18 protein-coding genes, 2 tRNA genes, 3 rRNA genes and 1 pseudogene are annotated in these 20,636 nt (G+C 48.8%); 16 read left to right on the top strand and 8 right to left on the bottom strand.

Annotated features, from left to right (window positions below; all coding sequences use genetic code 11):
- From EL309_RS05305 to EL309_RS10780, 14 genes and pseudogenes are all read left to right on the top strand, one after another.
- Positions 1–534: a F0F1 ATP synthase subunit delta gene (locus tag EL309_RS05305; protein WP_004284427.1), complete on the top strand. Its 534-nt coding sequence runs from the start codon at positions 1–3 to the stop codon at positions 532–534.
- Between the two features lie 10 nt (positions 535–544).
- Positions 545–2,092, top strand: a complete 1,548-nt coding sequence (gene atpA, locus EL309_RS05300; RefSeq protein ID WP_004284428.1) for a F0F1 ATP synthase subunit alpha — start codon at positions 545–547, stop codon at positions 2,090–2,092.
- A gap of 23 nt (positions 2,093–2,115) precedes the next feature.
- Complete coding sequence (atpG, locus tag EL309_RS05295; RefSeq protein WP_004285504.1) at positions 2,116–2,991, top strand: F0F1 ATP synthase subunit gamma; 876 nt, start codon at positions 2,116–2,118, stop codon at positions 2,989–2,991.
- A gap of 37 nt (positions 2,992–3,028) precedes the next feature.
- Positions 3,029–4,426 carry a F0F1 ATP synthase subunit beta gene (gene atpD, locus EL309_RS05290; protein ID WP_004284431.1) on the top strand — a complete coding sequence of 466 codons (1,398 nt, stop codon included), beginning with the start codon at positions 3,029–3,031 and terminating at the stop codon, positions 4,424–4,426.
- Between the two features lie 10 nt (positions 4,427–4,436).
- A complete protein-coding gene (locus EL309_RS05285) occupies positions 4,437–4,862 on the top strand; it encodes a F0F1 ATP synthase subunit epsilon (RefSeq protein ID WP_036494352.1) in 426 nt (141 codons plus the stop codon).
- A gap of 435 nt (positions 4,863–5,297) precedes the next feature.
- Positions 5,298–6,838, top strand: a 16S ribosomal RNA gene (locus EL309_RS05280).
- An 80-nt stretch (positions 6,839–6,918) separates the two neighbouring features.
- A tRNA-Ile gene (locus tag EL309_RS05275) sits at positions 6,919–6,995 on the top strand.
- Between the two features lie 30 nt (positions 6,996–7,025).
- Positions 7,026–7,101, top strand: a tRNA-Ala gene (locus tag EL309_RS05270).
- A gap of 413 nt (positions 7,102–7,514) precedes the next feature.
- A 23S ribosomal RNA gene (locus EL309_RS05265) occupies positions 7,515–10,401 on the top strand.
- A 128-nt stretch (positions 10,402–10,529) separates the two neighbouring features.
- Positions 10,530–10,642, top strand: a 5S ribosomal RNA gene (gene rrf / locus EL309_RS05260).
- The 16S, 23S and 5S rRNA genes sit together here with 2 tRNA genes alongside, the layout of an rRNA operon.
- A gap of 298 nt (positions 10,643–10,940) precedes the next feature.
- Complete coding sequence (locus EL309_RS05255) at positions 10,941–11,246, top strand: ComEA family DNA-binding protein (RefSeq protein ID WP_004284769.1); 306 nt, start codon at positions 10,941–10,943, stop codon at positions 11,244–11,246.
- A 1,091-nt stretch (positions 11,247–12,337) separates the two neighbouring features.
- Positions 12,338–12,817 (top strand): pilin, encoded by a 480-nt coding sequence (locus tag EL309_RS05250; RefSeq protein ID WP_004285215.1) that lies wholly within the window; start codon positions 12,338–12,340, stop codon positions 12,815–12,817.
- Positions 12,818–13,202: 385 nt separating this feature from the next.
- A pseudogene (locus tag EL309_RS10785) lies at positions 13,203–13,658 on the top strand (outer membrane protein assembly factor BamE); the annotation flags it as partial.
- Positions 13,653–14,042 carry an OmpA family protein gene (locus EL309_RS10780; RefSeq protein ID WP_232014437.1) on the top strand — a complete coding sequence of 130 codons (390 nt, stop codon included), beginning with the start codon at positions 13,653–13,655 and terminating at the stop codon, positions 14,040–14,042. The pseudogene EL309_RS10785 and the gene EL309_RS10780, both read left to right, overlap by 6 nt.
- 196 nt (positions 14,043–14,238) lie before the next feature.
- Here the strand turns inward: EL309_RS10780 and EL309_RS05240 are convergent, their stop codons facing one another.
- Positions 14,239–14,442: a glycine zipper 2TM domain-containing protein gene (locus tag EL309_RS05240; RefSeq protein ID WP_004285217.1), complete on the bottom strand. Its 204-nt coding sequence runs from the start codon at positions 14,440–14,442 to the stop codon at positions 14,239–14,241.
- Positions 14,443–14,573: 131 nt separating this feature from the next.
- Here EL309_RS05240 and EL309_RS05235 point away from each other — a divergent pair, with 131 nt between their 5' ends.
- Positions 14,574–15,020: a CopD family copper resistance protein gene (locus EL309_RS05235; protein ID WP_004285397.1), complete on the top strand. Its 447-nt coding sequence runs from the start codon at positions 14,574–14,576 to the stop codon at positions 15,018–15,020.
- Between the two features lie 179 nt (positions 15,021–15,199).
- Here the strand turns inward: EL309_RS05235 and EL309_RS05230 are convergent, their stop codons facing one another.
- The 4 genes from EL309_RS05230 to minC are packed head-to-tail and all read right to left on the bottom strand — an operon-like array spanning position 15,200 to position 17,965.
- Complete coding sequence (locus EL309_RS05230) at positions 15,200–16,120, bottom strand: hydrogen peroxide-inducible genes activator (RefSeq protein ID WP_004285219.1); 921 nt, start codon at positions 16,118–16,120, stop codon at positions 15,200–15,202.
- Between the two features lie 3 nt (positions 16,121–16,123).
- Positions 16,124–16,387, bottom strand: a complete 264-nt coding sequence (minE, locus tag EL309_RS05225; protein ID WP_004285220.1) for a cell division topological specificity factor MinE — start codon at positions 16,385–16,387, stop codon at positions 16,124–16,126.
- 3 nt (positions 16,388–16,390) lie between these two features.
- A complete protein-coding gene (minD, locus tag EL309_RS05220) occupies positions 16,391–17,203 on the bottom strand; it encodes a septum site-determining protein MinD (RefSeq protein WP_004285221.1) in 813 nt (270 codons plus the stop codon).
- Between the two features lie 42 nt (positions 17,204–17,245).
- Positions 17,246–17,965: a septum site-determining protein MinC gene (gene minC / locus EL309_RS05215; RefSeq protein ID WP_004285222.1), complete on the bottom strand. Its 720-nt coding sequence runs from the start codon at positions 17,963–17,965 to the stop codon at positions 17,246–17,248.
- Between the two features lie 95 nt (positions 17,966–18,060).
- Here minC and EL309_RS05210 point away from each other — a divergent pair, with 95 nt between their 5' ends.
- Positions 18,061–18,933, top strand: coding sequence for a Rossmann-like and DUF2520 domain-containing protein (locus tag EL309_RS05210; RefSeq protein ID WP_004285223.1), 873 nt, complete (start codon positions 18,061–18,063; stop codon positions 18,931–18,933).
- 94 nt (positions 18,934–19,027) lie between these two features.
- Here EL309_RS05210 and EL309_RS05205 read toward each other — a convergent pair whose 3' ends face one another.
- The 3 genes from EL309_RS05205 to thiS all read right to left on the bottom strand — a co-directional run bounded on the left by EL309_RS05205 (position 19,028) and on the right by thiS (position 20,615).
- Entirely contained in the window at positions 19,028–19,822 is a 795-nt protein-coding gene (locus EL309_RS05205) for a thiazole synthase (RefSeq protein WP_004285224.1), read from the bottom strand.
- A 107-nt stretch (positions 19,823–19,929) separates the two neighbouring features.
- On the bottom strand, positions 19,930–20,376 hold the full coding sequence (gene yciA / locus EL309_RS05200; RefSeq protein ID WP_004285225.1) for an acyl-CoA thioester hydrolase YciA: 447 nt from the start codon (positions 20,374–20,376) through the stop codon (positions 19,930–19,932).
- Between the two features lie 44 nt (positions 20,377–20,420).
- Positions 20,421–20,615, bottom strand: a complete 195-nt coding sequence (gene thiS / locus EL309_RS05195; protein WP_004285226.1) for a sulfur carrier protein ThiS — start codon at positions 20,613–20,615, stop codon at positions 20,421–20,423.
- Positions 20,616–20,636 lie beyond the last annotated feature (21 nt).

The raw sequence follows: 20,636 nt of genomic DNA, 5'->3' as shown, positions 1-20,636 counted from the left end.
ATGGCAGAGTTCGCAACGATTGCTAGACCGTATGCAAAAGCATTATTCGGTTTGGCTCAAGAGAAAAACCAAATTGAGTCTTGGTTGGGCGGACTGAAAGAACTGGCATCAGTTGTGCAACAGGAAAAAGTGGCTTCTTTAATTGATCAGCCTGAAAAAAGTGCTGTAGATAAAGTTGATGCACTTGCTGAATTGGTTGGCTTAAGTGATGTAAATTTGAAAAATTTCGTTACTGTTTTGGCCGAACAAAAACGTTTGCAAGTTTTGCCCGAGATTTATGCACAATATCAAGACTTAACCTTGGCATTAAATCATACTAAGCGTGCTGTGATTACAAGTGCTTATGCTTTGACTGATACGCAATTGGCAGAATTGACTGCTGATTTGCAAAAACGCTTCGGTACGGAATTGGTTGTAAGTACTCAAACCGATCCTGAATTAATCGGTGGCGTCAAAGTTGAGATTGGTGACCAAGTGTTGGATTTGTCGTTGCAGGGTAAATTAAATGCCTTGTACGCGGCTATGACAAATTAGGAGAGTTTTCATGCAGCTTAATCCTGCTGAAATTAGCGATTTGATTAAAGCCAAAATCGAAAATCTGTCTGTAAATGCGGAAGTGCGTACCCGTGGTACCGTTATTTCTGTGACAGATGGTATTGTTCGTGTTCATGGCTTGTCAGACGTAATGCAAGGTGAAATGCTGGAGTTCCCCGGTAATACTTTCGGCTTGGCAATGAACTTGGAGCGTGACTCCGTTGGTGCCGTAGTATTGGGTGAATACGAGCATATCAAAGAAGGTGATACGGTTACTTGTACTGGTCGTATTTTAGAAGTGCCGATTGGTCGTGAGTTAGTAGGTCGTGTTGTTGATGCTCTGGGGCGTCCTATTGATGGTAAAGGACCGATTAATACAACGTTAACTGCACCGATTGAAAAAATTGCTCCTGGGGTAATTGCTCGTCAATCGGTAGACCAGCCAATGCAAACCGGTATTAAAGCAATTGACTCTATGGTACCTGTGGGTCGTGGTCAACGTGAGTTGATTATTGGCGACCGTCAAACAGGTAAAACAGCAGTTGCTTTGGATGCAATCGTAAACCAAAAAGGCACGGGTGTTATCTGTATCTATGTTGCAGTAGGTCAAAAAGCTTCTTCTATTGCAAACGTAGTTAGAAAATTGGAAGAGCATGGTGCGATGGAGCATACAATTGTTGTTGCTGCAACAGCGTCTGAAGCTGCTGCACTGCAATTTATTGCACCATATTCTGGTTGTACTATGGGTGAATTTTTCCGTGACCGTGGCGAAGATGCTTTGATTGTATACGATGACTTGTCTAAACAAGCTGTTGCATATCGTCAAATTTCTCTGCTGTTGCGTCGTCCTCCTGGTCGCGAAGCTTATCCTGGTGATGTATTCTACTTGCATTCACGTTTATTAGAGCGTGCCGCTCGTATTAATGCCGATGAAGTAGAAAAGCTGACCAATGGCGAAGTTAAAGGTAAAACAGGCTCGTTGACTGCATTGCCAATTATTGAAACGCAAGCTGGCGACGTGTCTGCATTCGTACCGACCAACGTAATTTCGATTACAGATGGGCAAATTTTCTTGGAAACGGATCTTTTTAACTCAGGTATCCGCCCAGCTATTAATGCCGGTATTTCTGTATCACGTGTAGGTGGCGCCGCACAAACTAAAGTTATTAAGAAGCTGGGTGGCGGTATTCGTTTGGCTTTGGCCCAATATCGTGAATTGGCTGCGTTCTCTCAATTTGCTTCTGATTTGGATGAAGCTACCCGTAAGCAATTGCAGCATGGTGAGGTGGTAACAGAATTGATGAAGCAAAAACAATTCAGTACCCTAAATACCGCAGAAATGGCATTGACTTTATGGGCTATTAACAACGGTTCTTATAGTGATGTCCCAGTGTCAAAAGCTTTGGCTTTTGAAGCTGAATTTTTGAGTTATGTTCGTACTCAACACCCAGATGTATTGAATGCTATTAACGCTTCTGGTGCAATGTCTGATGAAAATGAACAGGTATTGACTCAAGCTATGAAGACTTTTAAATCTTCTTACGGCTATAAAGCCTAAAGATTTGATGAAAGGAGTCTGATATGGCAGTAGGAAAAGAGATTCTCACCAAAATTCGCAGTGTTCAAAATACACAAAAGATCACAAAAGCGATGCAAATGGTGTCAACCTCTAAAATGCGGAAGACTCAAGAGCGGATGCGTTTAGCCCGCCCATATGCTGAAAAAGTGCGTTTGGTTATGGGGCATTTAGCCCAAACTCAGTCTGACCATGGTATTAAACTCTTAGAAACACATAGAAGTGTAAAACGCGTTGGTTTTATTCTGATCACAACAGATAAAGGTTTGTGTGGTGGTTTGAACGCTAATGTTTTGAAAAAATTTTTAGCTCAAGTCCAAGAATATCAAAATCAAGGCGTTGAAGTAGAAGTTGTGTGTCTAGGCAGTAAAGGTTTGGCTGCTTGCCAACGTATCGGTTTAAATGTAGTAGCTAGCGTAACCAATTTGGGTGATACACCTAAAATGGAAATGTTAATTGGTGCGTTAACCGAAATTTTCCAAAGATTTGAAGACCGTAAACTGGACATGGTTCATTTGGTGTATTCTGGTTTTATCAATACTATGCGCCAAGAGCCAAGGATGGAAGTGTTGTTGCCGATTGGTCAAAATGCGATGGAAAGTTCTGGAAGCAGCAGCGACTACAATTGGGATTATCATTATGAGCCTAGTCCAGTCGCTGTGTTGGAGTACTTAGTCCGCCGTTATTTAGAGTCTGTGGTTTATCAAGCGTTAAGTGATAATATGGCTTCAGAGCAGGCAGCCCGAATGGTTGCAATGAAAGCAGCTACTGATAATGCTGGTAATGCAATTAAAGAACTTCGCTTGGTATATAACAAATCGCGTCAAGCTGCGATTACCACAGAATTGTCAGAAATTGTCGCAGGTGCAGCAGCAGTTTAATGCTGCGTATCTTGCACATAGTAAATAGGATACGATAATGAGCCAAGGCAAAATCGTACAAATTATCGGTGCGGTAGTTGACGTGGAGTTTCCACGTGATGCTATTCCACATGTATACGATGCCCTGAAATTGGTAGATAACGATCTGACCCTGGAAGTGCAACAACTTTTAGGTGATGGTGTGGTTCGTACCATTGCAATGGGTAGTTCAGACGGCCTAAAACGTGGTATGGCTGTTAACAATACCGGCGCTCCGATTACTGTTCCGGTGGGGAAAGCCACCTTGGGACGTATTATGGATGTGTTGGGTAATCCGGTTGATGAAGCAGGTCCTGTTGTATCAGAAGAAACTCGCGCTATTCATCAAGCTGCCCCTAAATTTGACGAACTGTCTTCAGCAACTGAGTTGTTGGAAACAGGCATTAAAGTAATTGACTTGCTGTGCCCGTTTGCCAAAGGTGGTAAAGTAGGTTTGTTTGGTGGTGCCGGCGTGGGTAAAACCGTAAATATGATGGAGTTGATCAACAACATCGCGAAGGCACATAGTGGTTTGTCTGTATTCGCCGGTGTAGGTGAGCGTACCCGTGAAGGTAACGACTTCTACCATGAAATGAAAGACTCTAACGTATTGGATAAAGTAGCCATGGTTTATGGCCAGATGAATGAACCTCCGGGTAACCGTTTGCGCGTTGCTTTGACTGGTTTGACTATGGCCGAATATTTCCGTGACGAGAAAGATGAAAACGGCAAAGGTCGTGACGTCTTGTTCTTTGTGGATAATATCTATCGCTATACTCTGGCCGGTACTGAAGTGTCTGCACTGTTAGGTCGTATGCCGTCTGCAGTAGGTTATCAGCCTACATTGGCAGAAGAAATGGGTCGCTTGCAGGAGCGTATTACTTCTACTCAAACAGGTTCGATTACTTCTATTCAAGCCGTATATGTACCTGCGGATGACTTGACTGACCCGTCTCCGGCTACCACTTTTGCCCACTTGGATGCAACAGTAGTATTGAGCCGTGATATTGCTTCTTTGGGTATTTATCCTGCAGTTGACCCGTTGGATTCTACTTCGCGTCAATTGGATCCAATGGTTTTGGGGCAAGAACACTATGATGTGGCACGCGGCGTTCAATCTACTCTGCAAAAATATAAAGAGCTGAGAGATATTATTGCAATTTTGGGTATGGATGAGTTATCTGATGAAGATAAACTGACAGTAATGCGTGCTCGTAAGATTCAGCGTTTCTTGTCACAACCATTCCACGTTGCAGAAGTATTTACAGGTTCTCCAGGCAAATATGTTTCATTGCGCGATACCATTGCAGGTTTTAAAGCTATTTTAAATGGCGAATATGATCACTTGCCAGAGCAAGCGTTCTATATGGTTGGTGGTATCGAAGAAGCTGTAGAGAAAGCGAAAACCGTAAACTAAGGAGGCTGGCATGAGTATCATGCAGGTTGAAGTGGTAAGTAACGAGCAACATATTTATTCTGGTGAGGCTAGCTTTGTGGTTGTGCCAACCTTAATGGGTGAGCTTGGTATTTATCCGCGACATGAGCCGATTATGAGTTTAGTTAGACCAGGCGCATTACGTTTGACTGTGCCTGGTGAAACAAATGAAATTTTGGTTGCCGTATCGGGTGGGTTGTTAGAAGTTCAGCCAAATAAACTGACAGTATTAGCGGATGTTGCAGTTCGTACGCATGAAATGGATCAAGCTCGTGCAGAAGAAGCTAAAAAAGCAGCTGAAGCTAGTATTTCTCAGGCTAGTGATGATGAATCTTTGGCAAAAGCACACGCAGCTCTGGCGGCAGCAATAGCTCAACTCAAAACTTTGGATTACATTCGTTCGCAGAAAAACAAATAATCAATTTGATTGATGAGAAAGGCCGTCTGAAAATTCAGGCGGCCTTTTTAGTTTTGTGTTTAGTTTTGGACAAGCTTTGTAAAATTTTTTGAAATAAAAACCGATAATAAATAGGGGTTTGTCTGATTTTTAGTATTTTTGTTAGTTTTTTTGGTTGACGATTGTTTTTTGTTGGCGTATAGTTCGGTTCTTCGCTGCTGACGCGGTGAAGCAAAAAGAACAGAAGATTATACCACAGTTGATGATTGGTTTTAAGTTTTTTAAGGCCGGGTGTTGACAAGATATTTTGGTGGTGTATAATTCTGCTCCGCTCTTTAACAAACAGATTACCGATAAGTGTGAGTGCAATTGAGCCTCACACTGCGACAAAAACAGACAAGATAAAATTTTTGTCGGTTTCTTTGAAGCAGACCAGAAGTTAAAAAGTTAGAGATTGAACATAAGAGTTTGATCCTGGCTCAGATTGAACGCTGGCGGCATGCTTTACACATGCAAGTCGGACGGCAGCACAGAGAAGCTTGCTTCTTGGGTGGCGAGTGGCGAACGGGTGAGTAATATATTGGAACGTACCGAGTAATGGGGGATAACTTGCCGAAAGGTAAGCTAATACCGCATACGCTCTGAGGAGGAAAGCAGGGGACCTTCGGGCCTTGCGTTATTCGAGCGGCCAATATCTGATTAGCTAGTTGGTGGGGTAAAGGCCTACCAAGGCGACGATCAGTAGCGGGTCTGAGAGGATGATCCGCCACACTGGGACTGAGACACGGCCCAGACTCCTACGGGAGGCAGCAGTGGGGAATTTTGGACAATGGGCGCAAGCCTGATCCAGCCATGCCGCGTGTCTGAAGAAGGCCTTCGGGTTGTAAAGGACTTTTGTCAGGGAAGAAAAGGTTGTGGCTAATATCCATGACTGATGACGGTACCTGAAGAATAAGCACCGGCTAACTACGTGCCAGCAGCCGCGGTAATACGTAGGGTGCGAGCGTTAATCGGAATTACTGGGCGTAAAGCGAGCGCAGACGGTTACTTAAGCAGGATGTGAAATCCCCGGGCTCAACCTGGGAACTGCGTTCTGAACTGGGTGACTAGAGTATGTCAGAGGGGGGTAGAATTCCACGTGTAGCAGTGAAATGCGTAGAGATGTGGAGGAATACCGATGGCGAAGGCAGCCCCCTGGGATAATACTGACGTTCATGCTCGAAAGCGTGGGTAGCAAACAGGATTAGATACCCTGGTAGTCCACGCCCTAAACGATGTCAATTAGCTGTTGGGCAACTTGATTGCTTAGTAGCGTAGCTAACGCGTGAAATTGACCGCCTGGGGAGTACGGTCGCAAGATTAAAACTCAAAGGAATTGACGGGGACCCGCACAAGCGGTGGATGATGTGGATTAATTCGATGCAACGCGAAGAACCTTACCTGGTCTTGACATGTACGGAATCCTCCGGAGACGGAGGAGTGCCTTCGGGAGCCGTAACACAGGTGCTGCATGGCTGTCGTCAGCTCGTGTCGTGAGATGTTGGGTTAAGTCCCGCAACGAGCGCAACCCTTGTCATTAGTTGCCATCATTAAGTTGGGCACTCTAATGAGACTGCCGGTGACAAACCGGAGGAAGGTGGGGATGACGTCAAGTCCTCATGGCCCTTATGACCAGGGCTTCACACGTCATACAATGGTCGGTACAGAGGGTAGCCAAGCCGCGAGGTGGAGCCAATCTCACAAAACCGATCGTAGTCCGGATTGCACTCTGCAACTCGAGTGCATGAAGTCGGAATCGCTAGTAATCGCAGGTCAGCATACTGCGGTGAATACGTTCCCGGGTCTTGTACACACCGCCCGTCACACCATGGGAGTGGGGGATACCAGAAGTAGGTAGGGTAACCGCAAGGAGCCCGCTTACCACGGTATGCTTCATGACTGGGGTGAAGTCGTAACAAGGTAGCCGTAGGGGAACCTGCGGCTGGATCACCTCCTTTCTAGAGAAAAAGAGGTTTGGTTGTACTCACACTTATCGGTAAACTGTATTTAAAGAAGCAAGGAAGAAAACAAAGGCCTTGGGTTTGTAGCTCAGCTGGTTAGAGCACACGCTTGATAAGCGTGGGGTCGGAGGTTCAAGTCCTCCCAGACCCACCAAACGACAGGTTAGGTTGAGCCATCTACAATGGGGGCATAGCTCAGTTGGTAGAGCACCTGCTTTGCAAGCAGGGGGTCATCGGTTCGATCCCGTTTGCCTCCACCACTTCCCAAATCAAAACAAGTTGGCTGGTTAAGTATATTAAGTAAAGTATACTTAACAAGTTTATTGACTTTAACAAGTCAAGTGCTATAATAGCTAGCTCGTTTTGATTTGCGAAGTGAAGAAAAAAATCTTCTAAGCATACGATCTTTAACAAATTGGAAAGCCGAAATCAACAAACAAAGAAAATGTTGGTTTACCCTGTAAGTAAGCTGATGCAACAGATTACTTACTACTTTAAATAGTAGGGAGTAAACGAACAGTATTTGGGTGATGATTGTATCGACCGGACTGTGAAATACAAAAGGCACAGTTCGGTACACAACAAGCAGTAAGCTTTGTCAAAGTAGAGACTTCAAGTTGCGTAGGTAGTCAACGCCGAAACAACGAAGTCAGAGAGGTTCTTGAAATGATAGAGTCAAGTGAATAAGTGCATCAGGTGGATGCCTTGGCGATGATAGGCGACGAAGGACGTGTAAGCCTGCGAAAAGCATCGGGGAGCTGGCAATAAAGCTATGATCCGGTGATGTCCGAATGGGGAAACCCACCGTATTCTGTACGGTATCCTTATCTGAATACATAGGATAAGCGAAGCGAACCCGGAGAACTGAACCATCTAAGTACCCGGAGGAAAAGAAATCAACCGAGATTCCGTAAGTAGTGGCGAGCGAACGCGGAGGAGCCTGTATATAATAACCGATATGCTAGAAGAACAAGCTGGGAAGCTTGGCCATAGTGGGTGACAGCCCCGTATTCGAAAGCAAATTGGTGGTACTAAGTATACGAAAAGTAGGGCGGGACACGTGGAATCCTGTCCGAAGATGGGGGGACCATCCTCCAAGGCTAAATACTCATCATCGACCGATAGTGAACCAGTACCGTGAGGGAAAGGCGAAAAGAACCCCGGGAGGGGAGTGAAATAGAACCTGAAACCTGATGCATACAAACAGTGGGAGCCTATTAATTGGGTGACTGCGTACCTTTTGTATAATGGGTCAACGACTTACATTCAGTAGCGAGCTTAACCGGATAGGGGAGGCGTAGGGAAACCGAGTCTTAATAGGGCGCTGAGTTGCTGGGTGTAGACCCGAAACCGAGTGATCTATCCATGGCCAGGATGAAGGTGCCGTAACAGGTACTGGAGGTCCGAACCCACGCATGTTGCAAAATGCGGGGATGAGCTGTGGATAGGGGTGAAAGGCTAAACAAACTCGGAGATAGCTGGTTCTCCCCGAAAACTATTTAGGTAGTGCCTCATGTATCACTTCCGGGGGTAAAGCACTGTTATGGCTAGGGGGTCATTGCGACTTACCAACCCATGGCAAACTAAGAATACCGGAAAGTGCAATCATGGGAGACAGACAGCGGGTGCTAACGTCCGTTGTCGAGAGGGAAACAACCCAGACCGCCAGCTAAGGTCCCAAATGATAGATTAAGTGGTAAACGAAGTGGGAAGGCCCAGACAGCCAGGATGTTGGCTTAGAAGCAGCCATCATTTAAAGAAAGCGTAATAGCTCACTGGTCGAGTCGTCCTGCGCGGAAGATGTAACGGGGCTCAAATCTATAACCGAAGCTGCGGATGCACCTAGTGCATGGTAGGGGAGCGTTCTGTAGGCCGATGAAGGTGACTTGAGAAGGTTGCTGGAGGTATCAGAAGTGCGAATGTTGACATGAGTAGCGATAAAGCGGGTGAAAAGCCCGCTCGCCGAAAGCCCAAGGTTTCCTACGCAACGTTCATCGGCGTAGGGTGAGTCGGCCCCTAAGGCGAGGCAGAAATGCGTAGTCGATGGGAAACGGGTTAATATTCCCGTACTTTGATTTAGTGCGATGTGGGGACGGAGAAGGTTAGGTTAGCAAGCTGTTGGAATAGCTTGTTTAAGCCGGTAGGTGGAAGACTTAGGCAAATCCGGGTCTTCTTAACACCGAGAAGTGATGACGAGTGTCTACGGACATGAAGTAACCGATACCACGCTTCCAGGAAAAGCCACTAAGCTTCAGCTAAATCAGAACCGTACCGCAAACCGACACAGGTGGGCAGGATGAGAATTCTAAGGCGCTTGAGAGAACTCGGGAGAAGGAACTCGGCAAATTGATACCGTAACTTCGGGAGAAGGTATGCCCTTCGATGTGAAAGACTTGCTCTGTAAGCATTGGAGGGTCGCAGAGAATCGGTGGCTGCGACTGTTTATTAAAAACACAGCACTCTGCTAACACGAAAGTGGACGTATAGGGTGTGACGCCTGCCCGGTGCTGGAAGGTTAATTGAAGATGTGCAAGCATCGGATCGAAGCCCCAGTAAACGGCGGCCGTAACTATAACGGTCCTAAGGTAGCGAAATTCCTTGTCGGGTAAGTTCCGACCCGCACGAATGGCGTAACGATGGCCACACTGTCTCCTCCCGAGACTCAGCGAAGTTGAAATGGTTGTGAAGATGCAATCTCCCCGCTGCTAGACGGAAAGACCCCGTGAACCTTTACTGTAGCTTTGCATTGGACTTTGAAGTCACTTGTGTAGGATAGGTGGGAGGCTTAGAAGCAGAGACGCCAGTTTCTGTGGAGCCGTCCTTGAAATACCACCCTGGTGTCTTTGAGGTTCTAACCCAGGTCCGTCATCCGGATCGGGGACCGTGCATGGTAGGCAGTTTGACTGGGGCGGTCTCCTCCCAAAGAGTAACGGAGGAGTTCGAAGGTTACCTAGGTCCGGTCGGAAATCGGACTGATAGTGCAATGGCAAAAGGTAGCTTAACTGCGAGACCGACAAGTCGAGCAGGTGCGAAAGCAGGACATAGTGATCCGGTGGTTCTGTATGGAAGGGCCATCGCTCAACGGATAAAAGGTACTCCGGGGATAACAGGCTGATTCCGCCCAAGAGTTCATATCGACGGCGGAGTTTGGCACCTCGATGTCGGCTCATCACATCCTGGGGCTGTAGTCGGTCCCAAGGGTATGGCTGTTCGCCATTTAAAGTGGTACGTGAGCTGGGTTTAAAACGTCGTGAGACAGTTTGGTCCCTATCTGCAGTGGGCGTTGGAAGTTTGACGGGGGCTGCTCCTAGTACGAGAGGACCGGAGTGGACGAACCTCTGGTGTACCGGTTGTGACGCCAGTCGCATCGCCGGGTAGCTAAGTTCGGAAGAGATAAGCGCTGAAAGCATCTAAGCGCGAAACTCGCCTGAAGATGAGACTTCCCTTGCGGTTTAACCGCACTAAAGAGTCGTTCGAGACCAGGACGTTGATAGGTCGGGTGTGGAAGCGCAGTAATGCGTGCAGCTAACCGATACTAATTGCTCGTGAGGCTTGACTCTATCATTTGAAGAACTTCAGATGAAAGCTTACTGTATCCTGACAGGATACGATACAAACATTACCGAATATTGATTGTTGGTTCTGAATTCAAGTAATTCGGACGGCTTACCGATTTGTACAGTTTACGTCTGGCGGCCATAGCGAGTTGGTCCCACGCCTTCCCATCCCGAACAGGACCGTGAAACGACTCAGCGCCGATGATAGTGTGGATACCCATGTGAAAGTAGGTCACTGCCAGACACCCATTCCGAACCCCTGACTGCATTTGCCGTCAGGGGTTTCTTCATTTGCATACCTTCTCTTCTGTGCTGTGCCGTCCTTATCGTGCGGGCGGGTGCTGCAAACGGCCGTGAGGTGGTGAAAACGTGGCGGAAGCCCCGTCCGGTGTTGGATAATTAGAGTAACAGTTTCCGAAATGAATAAAACGGTTGAATCCGAACCGGAATCTCTTTATGATAGACGGCTTGAGGTGCGGTTTCTGCATACCGATGCCGGAAGCGCACCGTGATGCCAACCGGATTTAAGAAAGGGGAAGACGATGAAACGATATCTGTTGGGTTTGGCCGGAGTGCTGCTGTCGGCGCTGTCCTTGGCGGCGGTGAACATCAACACCGCAACGGCGGAGGAATTGAAGGCGCTGCCGGGTATCGGTCCGGCGAAGGCGGAGGCGATTGTGGCCTACCGCAGTGCGAACGGTCCGTTCAAAGCGGTGGAGGACTTGAAGAAGGTGAAGGGGATAGGCGAAGGCGTGTACGGCCGTCTGAAGGATGAGGCGACGGTGGCGGAGGTGAAGAAGAAGGAGGCGAAGCCGCTGGCGAAGAAAGACGGAAGCAAAAAACCTTAAGCGGACGGAGGGTCCGCGCAGTCTGTCCGGGGGCGTACCGGGTTGGTACGTATCTGTCGGAGAAGCCGTCCTTAGGGGCGGCTTTGTTTGTATGGGGTTGGGCCGTCTGAAAAGGGTTAGGCCGTCTATAAAAAGATTTGAGTGTGTCTATCTATTAATATCGGTTTGCCGTTTGCCGTTGGTGGGTAAAGATAGTGGGGGTGTTGGCGGATATGGGTGCTGGTTAACGGCGGGTGGGTGATCGGTATGGGGGAATCGGGTTGGGTTGGCGGGTTAGTTAGAACAAGGAAGTTATTTTTATTGTGTTTGGAGATAGGGGTAATGTGTTGGGATTAGAGGCCGTCTGAAATTTCAGACGGCCTTGTTTTTAACGGTAATATTCGGAATGGGAAATATGGATAAAGGTTATGTGCCGATTTTTGTTAGGGGGGATTTGGTTATTCTGTATTGGTGGGGTTTGGGATGTGTGTGCTGGTTTGGTGGGTTGGTTTTTGGTTGTTTTTGTTAGGGATTTTTATTTTCGGGCAGTTATTTCCATTTTGGTTTATCGGAATTGATAATTTACGTTAAATTCGATATTTTTTGGCATAATTGTGCTCTTTTTCTGTTTTTGGATTTCGGGTGGTTGGTGGTGTGGATTTATGCTGGTTGGATTAATTTTAGGGTTTTTGTGTTTAAAATTGACAAATGAATATTTAATAATCATTTTTGGTTGTATTCTTGATGTTTTATGCCAAAATTGTGTATGACAAAATAAGTCAGTTTCCAACTATAAGAGAAGTAACATACATAAATCGTTACTTGGCATGACAGAAAATGTCATTCAGTTTTTTCTGTTTGTGATAGTGTCTGCGTTTATTTTATTTAATTCTATTGAAAACAATATGTTATGATTTTTTGTATTTTTTTTGAAATTGGCACGGTATATGCATGTATAAAGTTGTCCGCTTGGTACTGTATTAAATAAAAAGGGGATGGTATCGGCGGGCAAGCTGAATATTCCTTCTCTAAATGTTTTGTTACACCAGACAAAGCCAAACATATTACGGATTAAATAAATATAATTTTTTCACTTTGGGAGTTTATAAACTATGAAAGCTTTACAAAAAGGTTTTACTTTGATCGAGTTGATGATCGTTATTGCGATTATCGGTATTTTGGCGGTGATTGCGCTGCCTGCTTACCAAGATTACACAGCGCGTGCACAAGTTTCTGAAGCGTTTTCTTTGGCTGAAGGCCAAAAATCTGCGGTAACCGAATATTATGCCGATAAAGGTGCATGGCCTGCTGATAATGCAGCGGCAGGTGTTGCTGCTAAAGCTGACATTAATGGTAAATATGTTGAATCTGTAGAGGTTTCTACAGCAAATAGCACAGGCTACATTACTGCAAAGATGAAAGGCAGCGGTGTAAATGAAGATATTAAAGGTAAAACTTTAACCTTAAAAGCAGTAAAAGCCGGCGGTTCATTTAAGTGGGAATGTGATACTACAAAGGATACAACTAATGGTATTCCAACGAAATTCCTGCCATCTGTTTGCCGTCCTGATGCTGCTAAAGCTTCTACTTAATTAAATAAATGTTTTACAAAAAAAGCGGGTTTTCCCGCTTTTTTTGTATTTAAAAATAAATATAAAAATGAATTTGCTATTTAGTTCCGCACGCTTTCATTCGGTTTGATAGATCTTATGTTTTATTAAAGCCGTTTGGGTTTTTTCGTTGTGATATTGATTTTTCAGACGGCCTAAAATCCAGTTGTGCGGGTTTTAGGCCGTCTGTTTTTCTACTGTGTTTTCTGCTTTGCCTTTTCTTTTGCTTGCATCATACACTCTGTTTTTAAAATTCCCTTAATAATTATTATTCAATTGTTTATTTCTTAGGATATTGTTATATTCTTGGTTTATGGTGTCTGCGATAAGACCGGATATTTTTTATGTTTTTGAATAGGGGGATATTGTGAAATATAAAGGTTATGCCAAAGGGGCGTTGGGTTTGTTGGCGACGGCGCTGTTGTCGGCTTGTGCGACCAAGAGCGTGGTGAAGGCGGACGGTACGACTGATGAGCCGGTGTTTCCGAAGCCTTATTCGGTTACTTTCAATCAGGATAGGGGGACGTTTCCGACTGCCGACGAGCTGGCGAATGTGAAAGCGGGAATGACTAAAGACGAGCTGTATAAGCTGCTTGGCCGTCCGCATTATGATGAAGGTATGTTTGGTGTGCGGGAATGGGATTATCTGTTTCATTTCCATACGCCGGGCCAGGGTACGGACGGGGTAACGACTTGTCAGTTTAAGGTGTTGTACGATAAGGATAAGTTTACGCGCAGTTTTTTCTGGAAGGCTGTGGATCCGCAAGATGCGGTTTGTCCGCCGGAGCCGGCTTCGCCTAAGTACCGTTTGAAGCGTGTGGTGTTGGGTGCGGATGTGTTGTTTGCTTTCGATAAGAGCGGTTTGGGGGATATCCGGAAGACGGGTAAGGAGAAGTTGGATAAGTTTGCGGAGGAGTTGAAGCGTTTTGAGCGCGTGCATTCTATCCGTGTTATCGGGCATACCGACCGTTTGGGCGAGCGGGGCTATAATTCGGGCTTGTCTGCGCGCCGTGCGGAAACGGTGCGCCGTTATTTGGTGAGCAAGGGTGTGCCTGCGGGGGTGATGAGTGCGCGCGGTTTGGGCGAGCGTCAGCCGGTTAAGCAGTGCGGCAAGCATTTGTCTCATGCGGAGTTGGTGTCTTGTTTGCAGCCGAACCGCCGTGTTGAAATCGAGGTGGACGGTTTGGGCGAGCTCACGGTTGAATAGGCTCAGACTGTGATGCGTGGAAAGGCCGGGTGTTTTGCCCGGCTTTTTGTTTGGGTTTGAGTAGTTGGGGAAGATGAAAGGCCGTCTGAATTTTCAGACGGCCTTTGTTGTGTTTATTTGTGAAGCGTGATTGATGTTTTTGGGTGCGGTTACGGCGGTGTGTTTTGAATTTAGGCCGCCGTTGTGTGGCAGACTGTTATTTTACTTGGCTGCCGATTACACCGCCCAAGGCTGCGCCGCCGAGAGTCGAACCGGTATCGCCGCCCAACAAGTTGCCGGCTACGCCGCCGATTACGGCGCCGGTTGCTGCGTTGCGCTGGGTGGTGTTCATGTTGCTGCATGCGGTTAATGAAGCGGCAACGGATACCAGGGCGATGGTTTTAAACATAATTGATTTCATGTGAATACTCCTGTAAGAATAAGAAGTGGTTTGATGTGATGTGTGGCATAGTATGGCAGAAGATTTGCAAGATGTTTATATCTTAGATATAAATACTGTTAAAACCGGAAAAGATTGTTAAAGGGGTGATTGTGGGACATTATGCGGTGGCGCACATTGTGCATTTGTTTTGTGCGGTGGTGTTTGTGGGCGGTGTGTTTTTTGAGGCGTTGGTGTTGTCGGTGCTGCATACCAAGCGTGTTTCGCGTGAGTCGAGACGGGAGGTGGAGCGGGCTTTGTCGTATCGTGCGACCCGTGTGATGCCGTGGGTGGTGGGGACGTTGTTTTTGTCGGGCTTGGTGATGTTGCACCGTTATGGTGGTGTGTTGGCGGATCCTTTTGCTTCGGCGTTCGGTATTCAGCTGGGCTTGAAGATTGTGTTGGCGTTTAGTGTGTTGGGGCATTTTGTGGCGGCGGTTAGAAAAATGCGTAAGGGAACGATGACGGCCGGGTTTTCTAAATATATCCATATTGCGGTTATGCTGCATATGGCGGCGATTGTGTTTTTGGCTAAGTCGATGTTTTATATAGCGGGTTGATATGGTTGAGGCCGTCTGAATTTTCAGACGGCTTTTTGCAGGCTGTGAGCGGGGTTTGCTCGGGGGGGGAGTTGTGCTGCCGAATCGGCGGATATTGATTGTGCGATGATGGAAAGGCCGTCTGAAAATTCAGACGGCCTTTGGTATGTGGGTAAAAACCGGTTTGGTTTTTGCTGTGTTTATGAGTTGATAAATTGTACGCCGTTCAGCTTGGATTGGAGAATGGCGGTGCGGATGGCGGCCAGTGCTTTGGGGCGGACGAAGTTGCGGCGGTGTGCCAATACGACTCTGCGGCTCGGTGCTTCGCCGGCAAAGGGGATAATGCTGAACAGCATGTGGTCGTTTTCGGTGAGTGCGGTGGCGGGCAGTATGCTGATGGCGAGGCCGCTGGCGACCATGTGTCTGATGGTGTTGATGGAGCTGCCTTGCAGGGTGTTGGTTAAACCGCTGATTTTTTGCTTGGATGCCAATTCGGAGCAGCTGTCTAAGACTTGGTCGCGCATGCAGTTGCCTTCGGTGAGCAGCAGTACTTGCTCTTCGGCCAAGCAGGCCGGGGTAACGGCATCGAGTTCTTCAAAGTGGTGTCCTTTGGGGACGATAACGAAAAAGGATTCGTCGTAAAGCGGTGTGGTGACGACGCCGGGTTCTTGATAAGGCTCGGCGACGATAATGGCGTCTAAATCGCCGCGCTTGAGATTTTCCGTTAGGGTGTTGGTGTAGTTTTCGTCCAACATCAGGGGCATTTTGGGTGCGGTGTCGCGTAGGGAAACAATCAGCTTGGGCAGCAGATAGGGGGCAACGGTGAAAATCAGACCGAGTTTGAATGCGCCTTCCAATTCGTTTTGCTCTTCGTTGGCCAGCAGGCGGATGCGGTCGGCCTCTTCAAGTACGCGGCGTGCTTGGGCGATGATGCGCTCGCCGGCTTCTGTGGTCAAAACTTCGTTGCTGCTGCGGTCAAAGAGTGAAACAGCCAACTCTTCTTCCAGTTTTTTGATGGCAATGGAGAGCGTCGGCTGACTGACGAAACAACGTTGGGCAGCACGACCGAAGTGGCGCTCTTGCGCCACGGCAACGATATAACGCAGTTCGGTCAGGGTCATTGTTTACACCTTTTTTTGAGCTTCTGGCAAGGTGATGTTGAGTTCTAAAACGTCAACACCGTTTTGGGTTTCTTGGGAGATGCGGATATCGTCCAAGGAAACGTGTACGTATTTTGATAATACTTCCAACAGCTCTTTTTGCAAAGTCGGCAGATAGTCGGGAGCCTGGGCTTTGACGCGTTCTTGTGCAATGATGATTTGCAGGCGGTCGCGCGCCACTTCGGCGGTTTTTTGTTTTCTGCCGAACAAGATATCGATCAGGGACATGGTTTAACCTCCAAACAGTCTTTGGAAGAAGCCTTTTTTCTCGGCATCCAGGAAGCGCATTTCGCGGTTTTCGCCCAACAGGCGTGCGATAACGTCTTTGTAGGCTTCGGCTGCCGCCGCGCCGTTTTGATGGATGACGGGAGAGCCGGCGTTGGAAGCCTGCAATACGTTTTCGGATTCGGGAATCACGCCGAGCAGCGGAATGCGCAGGATATCGCAGATGTCTTGTACGGACAGCATTTCGCCTTTGTTGACGCGCTCGGGGGAGTAGCGGGTGATCAGCAAGTGTTCTTTAACGGTTTCGCCGGTTTCCGCTTTGCGGGATTTGCTTTGCAGAATGCCCAAGATGCGGTCTGAGTCGCGTACGCTGGATACTTCGGGATTGGTGGTAACAATGGCTTCGTCTGCAAAGTACAAGGCCATGAGTGCGCCTTGTTCGATACCGGCGGGGGAATCGCAAATAACGTATTCGAAGCCTAATTCGTTGGTCAGCTCGTTTAGGACTTTTTCTACGCCTTCGCGGGTTAAGGCGTCTTTGTCGCGGGTTTGCGATGCGGGCAGAACGTAGAGATTGTCGCAGTGTTTGTCTTTAATCAGTGCTTGGTTGAGCGTGGCTTCGCCTTGAATAACGTTGATGAAGTCGTATACGACACGGCGCTCGCAGCCCATAATCAAATCCAGATTACGCAAGCCGACGTCGAAGTCGATAACGGCGGTTTTATGGCCGCGTAAGGCTAAGCCAGAAGCGATGCTGGCGCTGGTGGTGGTTTTACCTACGCCGCCTTTGCCTGATGTTACTACAATGATTTTTGCCACGATATTTCCTTATTTTGAGAAAGAGATAACTATAAACCGATTTTATTCCGTACTGATGGCGCTGATGACCAAGCGGTCGTCTTGGAGCGCTATCTGTACCGGCTGCTTGTGCAGGTGGGGCGGCAGGTTTTGCTCGAAGTTGCGGTAAATGCCGGCCACGGAAACCAATTCCGCCTGCATGGAGTGAATGAAAATCCTTGCGTTGCGGTTACCTGCCGCACCTGCCAAAGCCCGCCCGCGCATGGGGGCGTAGATATGGATGTTGCCGTCGGCAATGAGTTCCGCGCCCTCGCTGACCATGCCGGTAACGATGAGGTCGGCGTTTTCGGCATAAACTTGCTGACCTGTGCGCACCGGTGTGTTGATGAGTATGGCCGGACGTGCGTTTTGCGGTTCGGCAGGTGCGCTTTGTTTGGTTTCGGGGGCGGGCTGTGTTTGGGCGGCGGCCGGTTTGGCTGTGCCGCACTGTGTGGTAAATGAGAGTCCGTTTTGGCGGGCAGGTTCATTCCACCGGGAATCGGGATGCCTCAGGCTGACGATGCGGCAGCCGTAACGGGCAAACAGGCTGATGATTTCGGATAGCTTGACGGCTGCCGGGTCGGTGAAATTCTGCATATCGAGTGTGAAAAGTGAATCGCCGAGTTCCGGATATTTTTTGGTGTATTGTTGGAGAAGAGTTTCCAGAGCGGCGGTGTCGGCGGTGTTCGGTTGTACCGCGAAAACGTCCAGCCGGGCGGACTTCACTTCGAATGCAGATTCCATGCTGTGTCTGTACCGTTAGAAAATTCAATATAATGGGAGTTTACCGTGTTCACTTGAGTGATTCAATCTTTCAATCTTTGCAGGCCGTCTGAAAAATGGGAAAAAGCGTTCATATTATCGGTGCGGGTAAAGTCGGTCAGACTTTGGCGCGAATATTGCAGGCCGGCGGGGCTTGGCAGTTGTCGTCGGTATACAGCCGCAGCAATGGAGCGCAGCTGGTTGCGCAAGCAGGCGCGGGGCGGACGGTTGCGGCGGTGCCGGAGCTTCCGCCTGCGGATTTGGTGTTGTTGACGGTGTCGGACAATGCGCTGGCCGGTGTGGCGGAGCAGTTGGCCGGATTGCCGTGGTTGTCGGAGCAAACGCTGGTGTTGCATTGCAGCGGCTCGCAAACGGTCGGGGTTTTGGATTGTTTGGCGGCAAAAGGAGCGTTGACGGGCTGTCTGCATCCTGTTTTTGCGTTTGCGGATGTGGATTTGTCGGTGCGGACGCTGGCGGGAAGTTTGTGTGCGGCGGAGGCGGCCAATGCGGCGGCAAAGGTGCGTTTGTATGCGTTGGCGCAAGATTTGGGTTTGCGGGCGTTTGATATGCCGTCTGAACATAAGGCGCGTTATCACGCGGCTTTGTCGGCGGCTTCTAATTTTACGGTGGCGTTGGCGGCGTTTGCACAGGAGCTGCTGAATCCGTTGGCGTTGGATGGGGTGTTGGCACGGGAGTTGGTGGCCGGATTGATGCGCCAGAGTGTGGATAATTTGATGGGCAAGCTGCCTTTGCAGGCGTTGACGGGGCCGATTGTGCGCGGCGACGATTCGACGGTGGCGGCGCATTTGGCTTGTATGAATGAGCGTGAGCGGGAAATCTACTGCAAATATGCGGAAGAAACTTTGAAACTGGCGGCAGGGCGGTTGGACGAGGCCGGGCAGGCGCGTATCCGTTTGCTGTTGGAGGCGGGCAGTTCGGTTGGCCGGTGAATAAGGTAGCCGGATAAATTTGACAGTAAAAGGCCGTCTGAAAAATCGGTAAATTTTCAGACGGCCTTTTGCTGTTTCAGTGAACAATCGGGGATTAGTATTCTGAGCTGTGCCAAAACGGTTGGCCGACTGTCGGTGTGCTGGCTTGAGCCTGTGTGCGCGGTTGGACGGGTTCGGCTTCGTATGCCAGACGGCCGGCTTCGGCGGCGGCGGCAAAGGCGCGTGCCATGTCGATCGGGTTGCCGGAACGGGAAACGGCGGTGTTCAGCAGTACGGCGTCAAACCCCCATTCCATGACTTGTGCGGCTTGAGACGGAAGTCCTAGGCCGGCATCGATAATCAGCGGTACGTCGGGCAGGCGTTCGCGCAATACTTTTAAGGCGTATTCGTGTACTACGCCCAAGCCTGTGCCGATGGGTGCAGCCCACGGCATCAAGGCTTCGCAGCCTGTATCCAGCAGACGGCGGCAGGCAATCAGGTCTTCGGTGCAGTAGGGCAGGACTTTGAAGCCGTCTTTAATCAGGATTTCGGCGGCTTCGACCAGTTGGAAAACGTCGGGTTGCAGGGTGTCGTCGTCGCCGATCAGTTCGAGTTTGATCCAATCGGTTTCAAATACTTCGCGTGCCATTTGCGCGGTGGTTACGGCTTCTTGAACGCTTTGGCAGCCTGCGGTATTGGGCAGAATGGGCAGGTTTAGGGCTTGCAGCAGCTCCCAAAAGCCTTGTCCGTGGGTTTCTCCACCCGATCCGGCTCGACGCAGGGAAACGGTAATCATGGCCGGCTGCGCCGCTTCAACCGATTGGCGCAGAATTTCGGTGGTCGGGTAGGCGGCGGTGCCGAGCAGAAGGCGGGAAGGGAAGGTTTGGTTGTACAGGCTTAAGAGGCTCATGGGGTTCTTTCGTTTGACCGGTTGGTTGGCGCGTCGGCTGAGGCCGTCTGAAAAAAACGGTTGCGGCAATAAACGGTATGACAACCCGATTTATTGCCGTTGCAGGTTTAGGCTTTCAGGGCGCGTTCCAAATCGGGGTTGTTGTCTTGCGGAACGGGGCGTTTGTTGCCGGCATTGTCGATGGCAACATAAGTAAACACGGCTTCGGTTACCAGTTGGCGCAGGCTTTCTTGGCGGTCGTGCATGAGTTTTTTCGTCCACACTTCGATTTTGATTTGCAGCGAGGTGTTGCCGACGCGCAGACAGCGGCCGTAGCAGCAGACGATGTCGCCGACGTTGACGGGGCTGATAAACGCCATTTCCTGCACGCCGACGGTAACCACCCGGCCTTGTGTGATTTCGGCTGCGAGAATGCCGCCGCCGATGTCCATTTGCGACATGATCCAGCCGCCGAAAATGTCGCCGTTGGGATTGGTGTCGGACGGCATGGCCAGTGTGCGCAGCAGCAGGCTGCCTTTGGGTTCGGTGCGGATTTCGGGGTTTTGTTGTGTCATGATGTTTCCAAGTCGTTTTTTTCAGACGGCCTTTGGGTTTGCTTTTATCCGCCGACAACGGGGCGGACGATTTCGATTTGGTCGTTGTCGCCGATCAGCGTGTCGGCATAGGCGGACTTGGCGACAAAGGCGGTGTTGAGGGCAACGGCAAACGGTTTTTGCGGTGCGGTTTCGCGGATTAAGTCTTCTATGGTGCGGCCTTGAAAGTCGAAGGCTTGTCCGTTTAGGGTGATGTTCATGGGAGACTCCTTAAATATTTT

This window comes from Neisseria weaveri, from assembly GCF_900638685.1.
Lineage (GTDB): Bacteria > Pseudomonadota > Gammaproteobacteria > Burkholderiales > Neisseriaceae > Neisseria > Neisseria weaveri.
The sequence above is the reverse complement of the archived record's forward strand: the minus strand, read 5'-3'. Positions and strand labels throughout refer to the sequence as shown.